The following is an 8559-nucleotide window of genomic DNA, read 5'->3' as shown; positions in this document are numbered from 1 at the left end:
CAACCGCTCCCGCCGCTACTGCTCCAGCCGCACCTGCGGTAACCGCTTGCACGTCGCCGCGTACCGGGCGCGCCGCAGGGAAGCGGCCGGCGAGCCGCTCACAGCACGAAGAGATCGTGCAACGCGGCCATCAGCAGCAGGCCGCCGATCACCGTGAGGAAGATCATCAGAGGGGGCTGGGAAAGCGCGAAGAGGCAGCCACGCGGCTCTTCGGCGGGGGGTGCGGGGGCGTCGCCCCGGGAGGTGTCCACCATCTCTGGACGATCATGACGCAGGCCGGCCCCCGTTGGCGATCAACACGCCTTTTCGTCACGGCAGTTCACCCCGCACGTGGTGACAACAATCGCTCCGGCGTCCGACCGTCCGTCACATATTCGGCAAGGCCCGGCGCTCCCCCCGCCGCGTCGCCGGTCAGCCCAGGTCCCGCAGCATACGCAGCTGCGCCCCCCGGTGGGCCGAACCGCCGCCCTCGTGGTTGTTCCAGGGATAGACCTCGATCTCCTTGGGACCCGCCCAGTGGTTGTAGGCGGCGAAGACGGTGGACGGCGGGCAGACGGCGTCCATCAGCGCCACCGAGTAGAGCGCGGGTACCGTCGCCCGGGCGGCGAAGCTGATGCCGTCGAAGTACGAGAGGGTCCGGAACACCTGCTCGCAGACGCCGTGCTGGGCGGACAGGAAGCGGACGATCTCCTGGTAGGGGTCCCGGTCGGTGATCTCGACGGCGCGCCGGTAGTGCGTCAGGAACGGTACGTCGATGAGTGCGGCCTTGACGTGGGGGCTGAGCCCGGCCACCGCCTGCGCGATGCCGCCGCCCTGGCTGCCGCCGTGCACGACGATCCGGTCGGGGTCGACGGCCGGGTGGGTACGGGCCACCTCGACGGCGCGGAACGCGTCGGTGAACACCCGCCGGTAGTAGTACTCGTCGGGGTCGAGGATGCCGCGGGTCATGAAGCCGGGCGACTGCGGATTGCCGCCGCCGTGCGGGTCGGGGGTGGAGCCCGGCGAGTTGTTGTTGACGGCGCCCTGGCCCCGGGTGTCCACGAGCAGGGTGGCCCATCCGGCGGCGGGCCACACCAGGTGGTCGTGCGGCAGCCCGCGCCCGCCGCCGTATCCCAGGTAGTGGACGACGGTGGGCAGGGGGCCCTCGGCGCCGGCGGGCACGTTCAGCCAGGCACGTATCCGGTGCCCGCCCCAGCCGGCGAACGACACGTCATGGGCGACGACATTGCTCAACGCCGCGTCGTACGCGGTGAACTCGGCATCCAGCGGGTGCGTGGACGCCTCTTCGAGGGTGCGCCGCCAGAAGGCGTCGAAGTCGTCCGGCTCACCGGACTCCGGCCGGTAGGAGCGGAGTTGGTCCAGGGGCAGGTCGAACAGGGGCACGGCGTCTCCGTTTCGGGCAGGCGGAAGAGAACGGCAGGGAGCTGGCAGGGCCGGGCGGCGGCCTCAGCGGGGGGTTGAGCTCGATGCGCGCACGACGAGTTCCGGCTGGAGCACGACGCTGCGGTGCTCGTGGTGGCCGTCGTCGACGGCCTCCTCCAGCAGGAGTTCGGCGGCCATCCGGCCCATCACGACCGCCGGCTGGCGGACCGAGGTGAGCGGTACGGCAGCGGCGGCGGCGAATTCGATGTCGTCGTATCCGACGATGGCGATGTCCTGCGGCACCCGCACCCCGGCCGCGTACAGGGCCTGCAGCACGCCGAGGGCGAGCAGGTCGTTCGCGCAGAACACCGCGGTGGGGCGGGGCACCAGGCCGAGCAGCCGGGCCCCGGCGTCGCGTCCCGCCGCCACGTCCAGCCGGTCGGAGGGGATCTCGACGAGCGCCTCGGGCTCCAGCCCCGCCTCGGCCAGGGCCGACAGCGCGCCCGTGCGGCGGTCCCTGATCTGGTGCAGGTCACCCGGTCCGCTGACGTAGGCCACCGAGCGGTGCCCGGCCGAGACCAGGTGCCCGACGGCCAGGGCGCCACCGCGCACATCGTCGACGGAGACCGCGCAGGTCCCGGCGCCGGATGCGACGCGGTCCACCAGGACGTAGGGAATCCGGTGGCGGCTGAAGGATTCGAGGTTGCGGCCGGTCGCGTCGGCCGGTGTGACCAGTACGCCGCACACCCGCTGCTCCGCGAAGAGTCCCAGGTACTCGGCCTCTTCCGCGGGGCTCTGGCCGCTGTTGCAGACCATGACACCGAGGCCCGCCTGCCGGGCGGCGCGCTCGGCCCCGCGGGCCACGTCGACGAAGAAGGGGTTGCCCATGTCCAGGACGAGCAGGGCCATGATCCGGCTGCGTCCCGCCCTGAGCTGGCGAGCGGATTCGCTGCGGACGTAGCCGAGGTCCTCGATGGCGGCCAGCACCCGCGCACGCGTCTCGGGAAGTACGGCCTCCGGACGGTTGATCACATTGGAGACCGTGCCCACGGAGACCCCGGCCTGCCGGGCCACATCCTTGATCCCTGCCACACGCGCCACTTGTCCTGCCCCACTGGTGCCCTTGGCCGCACTGGTCCAGCGGCGTCACCCCATCGTACGGACGGGCGTGAGTGAATTGATTCAATCCGTTCGGGACGCTAGCCCCATCCCCGAACACCGTCAAGGATCATGCGTGAATCGATTCATATCAGCGGGGTTCCTGCGCTCTCCCACTCCCCGCAGCCGGGTGCGGGAACCGGCGGTGCGGGCGCGGACCGGATGCCGTGTTTCAGATGCCGTGCTTCTTCAGGATGGCCTCGATGTCACTGAAGTCCTCGCCCGATCCGCTCGCGGCGGCCTGCTGCTTCGGCTTCTCCCGCTGCTGGGGCCGGACCGCCGGGACACCTGCCCCCAGCGAGGGGGCCGAGGCGGCCGGTGCCACCGCGTCGCCGCGTGCGGCACGGGCGGCCGCCTTGCGTTCCTTGCGGGTGCCGCCCCCGCGTCGTTCGACCGCGCGGGTCGTGATGAACAGCAGCCAGGCCACCCCGAGCAGGCCGAAGCCCAGCCAGACGCTCGGCTTGAACGCGATGTCCGTGACCCACTGGACGACACCGGTCAGCACCAGGCCGATCGGGATCAGGGAGTAGGCCGCGATCCTGGTCGCCGCGAGGAATCGCTTCCGGTACGCGGTGACGGCGGCGATGCCCAGGCCCGCCGCGGACGCCGCGGAACAAATGGTCTCGGCAAGCATCAGTGCCTCCAGGCGCAGGGGAAACGTCCCTTCCATCCTGCACCTGTCCATGTGCTCGGGGCCACGCCCGGAGCCCACATCAGGGACATATCAGGGCCGGGATCCTCCCCAGGTGCCGTGCGGGCGGGCGGCGGGACGGCCCGCGCCGGGCCGGTGCCGGTCGAGGCTCTCCCGTACGCCCTGGGAGACTGGTCCCATGAGTGATTCCACCCCCGCAGCGCCGGTCGTCCTCGACCTCTGGTGCGAGCTCCAGTGCCCCGACTGCCACCACGCCCTCACCGATGTGCACGCTCTGCGGGCACGGTACGGCGACCGGATCGAGGTGCGGCTGCGGCACTTCCCGCTGGAGAAGCACAAGCACGCCTACGCCGCCGCGCAGGCCGCCGAGGAGGCCGCGGCGCAGGGCAAGGACTGGCCGTACATCGAGGCCGTGCTCGCCCGCACCGCAGACCTCGGCCGCGGCGGCGAGCCGCTGCTGATCGAGGTTGCGGAGGAACTCGGTCTGGACGCCGAGGAGTTCGACACCGCCCTGATCGACGGCCGGCACCTGCTGATCGTCGACGCCGACCAGGCCGAGGGCAAGGCCATCGGAGTCACCGGCACCCCGACCTATGTGATCGGCGGAGAGCGGCTGGACGGCGGCAAGAGCCAGGAAGGCCTGCGCGAGCAAATCGAGGAGATCGCCGACCGGCTGCTCGCCGGACAGGGCTGAGGCCCCGGGCGCCGGCGCAGGGCCTACAGCTGCTTGGTCAGGTTGTACTGGGTCGGTTCGTAGCCCAGCGACTCGTACAGCCGGACCGCGGGTGTGTTGGCCGTGACCACGTGCAGGCCCAGCCGCTCGTCGCCCGCCGCGAGAGCGATGCGCTCCGCCTGGAGCATCAGCGCCCGCCCGTACCCCCGGCCCCGGAACTCCTCGTTCACCTCCACGTCGAACACGTAGCCGACGAGCAGACCGGGATGCATCTCGAACCGGGCCACCCAGACGTGCCCCACGGGCTCGCCGTCGTGGAGCAGGACGTGCAGATGGGCGCCCTCGGTGACCAGGCCGTCCGGCAGGTGCCCGGCGTGGGAGGTGCGGGCGGTCCGCAGAGCGGTCTCCCGCGAGGTGCCCCGGGCGACCAGGCTCTCCGCGTACGCGGCGATGGCCCCGTCCTGCCACCGCGCGAACTCCCCGGGCGTCATCGGGCGTGCGGTCAGTTGGCCGGGCAGGGCCGGGGGGACTGACGGCAGCGACTTGATCATGTTCCTGCTGCGCTCGGTGTAGCCGAGCGCGGCGGCGAGCCGCTGTGCCGCGGTGTCGGCGGCGGCGACTTCCGTACGCACCTGGGTGCAGCCCCAGCCGCGCAGCACCTCTTCGGCAGCCAGGGCGGCGATGGTCCCCCGGCCGCGCCTGCGGACGGGCTCGTCGATCCGCAGGGACCGCAGCAGGCCCACTCCGCCGGCCGGCCCCGGCTCGGTGCCGATCTCGACGGCGCCGACGGGCCGCCCGTTGTCGCACACGTCGTACGCGCGCTCCTGTGCGCCGTCGGCGCCTGACTGGATCGGCCCGGAAGGCCGGAGTGTCGTGGTCATCAGGGGATTTCTATCCCCCGAACGCGGAGCCGTCATCCGCATTTTCGGCCGCCCCCGCATCGCGCGGGCGGGCGGCCGTCACTTCGCGGACCCGGCCTACGGGTCCAGGTCGTTGCCGGCCCGCTCGCCGAAGACGCTCATGGCCTTGGTGGTCACCGGGCCGGGGCCGCCGGGCAGCTCCCTGCCGTCGACCCGGTGGACGGACTGGATGTCACGGAGCGTGGAGGTCAGAAAGATCTCCTCGGCCCGTTCCAGCACGTCGAACGGCAGCTCGGTCTCCTGCGCCCCGGTCCATTCCACCGCCAGCGCGCGGGTGATCCCGGCCAGGCAGCCGGAGGCGACCGGCGGGGTGTGCAGCTGGCCGTCCAGGACGACGAATACATTGGACCCGGTGCCCTCGCAGAGCTGTCCGACGGTGTTGGCGAAGAGCGCCTCGGTGGCACCCCGCTCGTGGGCGCGGGCGAGCGCGACGACGTTCTCCGCGTACGAGGTGGTCTTGAGCCCGGCGAGCGCGCCGCGTTCGTTGCGCGTCCAGGGGACGGTGATGACCGCCGTGGTGTCCGGGCGGCGCTTCACCTCCCCGAGGGCGACGACCAGTCCGGGGCCTGCGGTGCCGCGGTCGGACCCGAGCGGCGAGATGCCTCCGGTGTACGTGATCCGCAGCCGGCCGAGGGCGGCCGGGTTGGCCTCGATGACGGCGGCGCAGGCCCGGCGCACCTCGTTCAGGTCGGGCGCCCGCAGACCGAGGCCCCGGGCGGAGCGGGCCAGCCGGTCGAGGTGCCGGGTGAGCGCGAAGGGCCTGCCGTCGGTGGTCCTGACCGTCTCGAAGATGCCGTCGCCCACGGTGAGCCCGTGGTCGAGCACGGACACCCGGGCGTCATCGGCGGCCCGCAGTTCGCCGTTGACCCAGATCCTCATGGTGCGGTCCTTCCGTTTGCTTCGTATGCGCCCGACGCTACCGCGAGCAGCCTGGACGCCTTGAGTTCGGTCTCGTCCCATTCGCGTTCCGGATCCGAGCCCCAGGTGATGCCGGCGCCGGTGCCGAAGCGCAGGACGGGGGCCGCCCCGGTGCGGTCGGTCCAGAAGGTCCGGATGCCCACGGCGAGCGAGGCGGTGGCGCGGTCGGCATCCACCCAGCCGATGCCGCCGCAGTACGGGCCGCGCGGGGCGGTCTCCAGTTCCGCGATGATCCTCAGCGCACTGGATTTCGGGGCGCCGGTGACCGAACCGGGCGGGAAGGCGGCGGCGAGGAGTTCCGGCCAGCCGGTGCCCTCCGCCAGCAGGCCGCGCACCGTGGAGACGAGGTGGACGAGGCCCGGGTGCTTCTCGACCGCGCAGAGATCCGGAACGCGGACCGATCCGGTGGCGCAGACCCGTCCGAGGTCGTTGCGGACCAGGTCGACGATCATCACGTTCTCGGCGTAGTCCTTCTCCAGCAGATCGCCCTCGGTGCGGCCGGTGCCCTTGATCGGCCCGGACTCGACCGTGCGGCCGTCCCTGCGGAGGAACAGCTCGGGGGACGCGGTCGCGATCTCCACGCCGTGCGCGGGCAGCCGAATCGTTCCTGCGTACGGGGCCGGGTTGCCGCGGGCCAGCAGCGAGGTGAGGGCGTCCACGTCCGCGGCGGCCGGGTCGGGCAGCCGGGCCGTCATCACCCGGCAGAGGTTGGCCTGGTAGACCTCGCCCGCCGCGATGTACTCCCGGATGCGACGCACGCCGGCGAGGTAGGCGGCACGGTCCAGGGACGAGTTCCAGTCACCGGCGGCGGGCCCGCGCCAGGCACCCCGCACCGGGGCGGGCACCGCGGCGGTGCGTACGGTGGCGAAGCGGGCACAGACCAGCCGGCCATCGAAATCGGCAGATACGGCCCAGAAGCCGGACGAGTCGAGGGCTGCGGGATCGCTGGTCACATCCTGCAGGCCGGAGGCGACGAGGCCGCCGAAGCGGGCCATTGGGGCAAGGTCGAGCACGTCGACGAGTCTAGGACGGCCCACGGTGACCTGCGCCGGGGCGAGTGCACCTCAGCACGCTGCACAAACGCGTTTTTGTACTGGCCCCGGAATCCGCTAGAGTTCATCACGTCGCCGGGACGCGCAAGCGAACCGGAACCGACAAGCGGACGTAGCTCAGTTGGTAGAGCGCAACCTTGCCAAGGTTGAGGTCGCCAGTTCGAACCTGGTCGTCCGCTCGCAGAAGGTGGGGGATCCTTCCCGAACCCCCATCCCTGGTGGAGTGGCCGAGAGGCGAGGCAACGGCCTGCAAAGCCGTCTACACGGGTTCAAATCCCGTCTCCACCTCCAAGGACGATTAGCTCAGCGGGAGAGCACTTCCCTGACACGGAAGGGGTCACTGGTTCAATCCCAGTATCGTCCACCGGTCCGCAAGGGCCCCCGCGCGATTAGCTCAGCGGGAGAGCGCTTCCCTGACACGGAAGAGGTCACTGGTTCAATCCCAGTATCGCGCACGCAGTACACGCAGGGTCACCCTGCGCGATTAGCTCAGCGGGAGAGCGCTTCCCTGACACGGAAGAGGTCACTGGTTCAATCCCAGTATCGCGCACAGTCCGAAGCCCCGGTCGTCTCGACGACCGGGGCTTCGTCGTTGCCGCGCGCAGCCGCGCTGCGGTCCGGACGCGTACCGTCCGGACCGCAGCGCGCGAACCGGGTCAGGACGAGAAGAGCATCCGGCCGAAGCTCTTCTGCCGGTAGTGGCCGTGGTGACCGCCGTGGTGCTGCTGCGGGGCACCCCAGGCGGGTGCGGGGGCGGCCGGGTAGGCCTGCGGGGCCTGCGGCGGAGGCGGAGCCTGCTGCGTCCACTGCGCTTCCATGCGGGTCAGGGACTCCAGCTCGCCGTAGTCCAGGAATATCCCCCGGCAGCCGCTGCACTGCTCGATCTGAATGCCGTTGCGGTTGTACGTGTGCATCTGTGCATGGCACTTGGGACACTGCATGTTCGGGCTCACTCCTCGCCGTCGGTTAGCCGTCGCCGGAATGCGTGCCCGCCGACGGTCGGTTCACCCTACGACGCGTGGCCGGCGGCCAACTCGGGCGGGAGAGCCGCAATTCGGGCGCAGGCCTCGATCATCATCTGTTCCACCTCATCCGGATCCCTGGCCTCCGCCGCGGACTTCGCGAGGGCCAGCGCAGCGGTCTGCACGGTCAGGGCGCGGGCGGCGACGTCCAACTCGGGCCAGGGATCGCCCTCGGCGGACAGCGCGGGGCCCCCGGCGGCCCGGTAGGCGTCCACGAACCGGAACCAGACGTCGGGCGGAAGCAGTCCGGCCGCGTACCAGGCCGCGGGCCGGGCCAGATCCCAGGTGGCGTCGCCGGTGCCCGCGTCGTCGACGTCGATCAGCAGCCAGCGGCCGTCCGCGGCGGGGTGCCGGACGAGCTGGCCCAGGTGCAGATCGCCGTGGCAGAGGAAGCGCGCGCGGTGCGCGGGGGCGGGGGCCTCGTCGCGGGCCCAGGCGGGCAGCCGCCGCCAGGCCGCGAGCACGGGCGCGAGGGACGGATGTCCGGGGCGTGCCGCACACATCCGGTCCACGGCGAGAGCGGCCTTCGCCGGCCCCCGCATCACCGGGAGCACGAGCGGCCGTGCGGCGGGGGACACGGGCGGCTGCGCGGCCGGGGGCGCGGGAGGCGGGAGCGCGGTGCTGTGCAGGCGCGCCAGGAGCGCGGCGGCCTCCTCCCACGGCGCCGCGTCCGGGTCACCCGGGTCCACCGGCCTCCCGTGGGGCCACAGGGTGACCGGGCGGCCGTGGAGCTCGGTGAGGTACGGCGACGGGGAGACGAAGGGCGTGGCGGCCTTCACCGGGGCCGTCGGGGGCTCCACGG

11 protein-coding genes and 5 tRNA genes are annotated in these 8559 nt (G+C 72.1%); 7 read left to right on the top strand and 9 right to left on the bottom strand.

Annotated elements, in window-relative coordinates; genetic code table 11:
• Positions 1–157, top strand: a 157-nt coding sequence (locus J1C73_RS34980) for a CGNR zinc finger domain-containing protein (protein ID WP_242644309.1), incomplete at its 5' end; no start/stop codon positions are given.
• Here J1C73_RS34980 and J1C73_RS17335 read toward each other — a convergent pair.
• From J1C73_RS17335 to J1C73_RS17320, 4 genes are all read right to left on the bottom strand, one after another.
• Positions 99–254, bottom strand: coding sequence for a hypothetical protein (locus tag J1C73_RS17335; RefSeq protein WP_164494018.1), 156 nt, complete (start codon positions 252–254; stop codon positions 99–101). The genes J1C73_RS34980 and J1C73_RS17335 overlap by 59 nt on opposite strands.
• 157 nt (positions 255–411) lie before the next feature.
• Complete coding sequence (locus tag J1C73_RS17330) at positions 412–1383, bottom strand: acetylxylan esterase (protein ID WP_207317178.1); 972 nt, start codon at positions 1381–1383, stop codon at positions 412–414.
• 63 nt (positions 1384–1446) lie between these two features.
• Positions 1447–2463: a LacI family DNA-binding transcriptional regulator gene (locus tag J1C73_RS17325; RefSeq protein ID WP_207317177.1), complete on the bottom strand. Its 1017-nt coding sequence runs from the start codon at positions 2461–2463 to the stop codon at positions 1447–1449.
• Positions 2464–2692: 229 nt separating this feature from the next.
• The gene (locus J1C73_RS17320) at positions 2693–3154 is read right to left on the bottom strand and encodes a hypothetical protein (RefSeq protein WP_207317180.1); all 462 of its coding nucleotides are present in this window, start codon (positions 3152–3154) and stop codon (positions 2693–2695) included.
• A 196-nt stretch (positions 3155–3350) separates the two neighbouring features.
• On the opposite strand from J1C73_RS17320, the gene J1C73_RS17315 reads away from it, so the two are divergent.
• Entirely contained in the window at positions 3351–3866 is a 516-nt protein-coding gene (locus tag J1C73_RS17315; protein ID WP_207317176.1) for a DsbA family protein, read from the top strand.
• A 23-nt stretch (positions 3867–3889) separates the two neighbouring features.
• Here J1C73_RS17315 and J1C73_RS17310 read toward each other — a convergent pair whose 3' ends face one another.
• From J1C73_RS17310 to J1C73_RS17300, 3 genes are all read right to left on the bottom strand, one after another.
• Positions 3890–4726 (bottom strand): GNAT family N-acetyltransferase, encoded by an 837-nt coding sequence (locus tag J1C73_RS17310; RefSeq protein ID WP_207317175.1) that lies wholly within the window; start codon positions 4724–4726, stop codon positions 3890–3892.
• A gap of 96 nt (positions 4727–4822) precedes the next feature.
• Positions 4823–5644, bottom strand: a complete 822-nt coding sequence (locus J1C73_RS17305; RefSeq protein WP_207317174.1) for an aminotransferase class IV — start codon at positions 5642–5644, stop codon at positions 4823–4825.
• Entirely contained in the window at positions 5641–6678 is a 1038-nt protein-coding gene (locus tag J1C73_RS17300) for a chorismate-binding protein (protein ID WP_207317179.1), read from the bottom strand. The genes J1C73_RS17305 and J1C73_RS17300 overlap by 4 nt, the downstream gene beginning before the upstream one ends.
• 163 nt (positions 6679–6841) lie before the next feature.
• Between J1C73_RS17300 and J1C73_RS17295 the strand changes: the two genes are divergently transcribed.
• The 5 genes from J1C73_RS17295 (at position 6842) to J1C73_RS17275 (ending at position 7285) form a co-directional block, all read left to right on the top strand.
• A tRNA-Gly gene (locus tag J1C73_RS17295) sits at positions 6842–6914 on the top strand.
• A 38-nt stretch (positions 6915–6952) separates the two neighbouring features.
• Positions 6953–7026 (top strand) — tRNA-Cys (locus J1C73_RS17290).
• Between the two features lies 1 nt (position 7027).
• Positions 7028–7099: transfer RNA gene (locus J1C73_RS17285), tRNA-Val, on the top strand.
• A 19-nt stretch (positions 7100–7118) separates the two neighbouring features.
• Positions 7119–7190 (top strand) — tRNA-Val (locus tag J1C73_RS17280).
• 23 nt (positions 7191–7213) lie between these two features.
• A tRNA-Val gene (locus J1C73_RS17275) sits at positions 7214–7285 on the top strand.
• 106 nt (positions 7286–7391) lie between these two features.
• Here J1C73_RS17275 and J1C73_RS17270 read toward each other — a convergent pair.
• Both J1C73_RS17270 and J1C73_RS17265 read right to left on the bottom strand, forming a co-directional pair.
• Positions 7392–7676 carry a TFIIB-type zinc ribbon-containing protein gene (locus J1C73_RS17270; RefSeq protein ID WP_123468470.1) on the bottom strand — a complete coding sequence of 95 codons (285 nt, stop codon included), beginning with the start codon at positions 7674–7676 and terminating at the stop codon, positions 7392–7394.
• 68 nt (positions 7677–7744) lie between these two features.
• Positions 7745–8559 (bottom strand): phosphotransferase (locus tag J1C73_RS17265; protein WP_207317173.1); only part of this gene is annotated, 815 nt, incomplete at its 5' end.

It is taken from the genome of Streptomyces laculatispora (assembly GCF_017353455.1).
GTDB classification, from domain to species: Bacteria; Actinomycetota; Actinomycetes; order Streptomycetales; family Streptomycetaceae; genus Streptomyces; species Streptomyces laculatispora.
This window is presented reverse-complemented; position numbering and strand designations above follow the sequence as displayed.

Excerpts from the sequence above, each read along its gene's own strand:
- J1C73_RS17335 (WP_164494018.1), bottom strand. The coding sequence starts at position 254 with ATGGTGGACACCTCCCGGGGCGACGCCCCCGCACCCCCCGCCGAAGAG.
- J1C73_RS17320 (WP_207317180.1), bottom strand. The coding sequence starts at position 3,154 with ATGCTTGCCGAGACCATTTGTTCCGCGGCGTCCGCGGCGGGCCTGGGC.
- J1C73_RS17315 (WP_207317176.1), top strand. The coding sequence starts at position 3,351 with ATGAGTGATTCCACCCCCGCAGCGCCGGTCGTCCTCGACCTCTGGTGC.
- J1C73_RS17310 (WP_207317175.1), bottom strand. The coding sequence starts at position 4,726 with ATGACCACGACACTCCGGCCTTCCGGGCCGATCCAGTCAGGCGCCGAC.
- J1C73_RS17305 (WP_207317174.1), bottom strand. The coding sequence starts at position 5,644 with ATGAGGATCTGGGTCAACGGCGAACTGCGGGCCGCCGATGACGCCCGG.
- J1C73_RS17300 (WP_207317179.1), bottom strand. The coding sequence starts at position 6,678 with ATGGCCCGCTTCGGCGGCCTCGTCGCCTCCGGCCTGCAGGATGTGACC.
- J1C73_RS17270 (WP_123468470.1), bottom strand. The coding sequence starts at position 7,676 with ATGCAGTGTCCCAAGTGCCATGCACAGATGCACACGTACAACCGCAAC.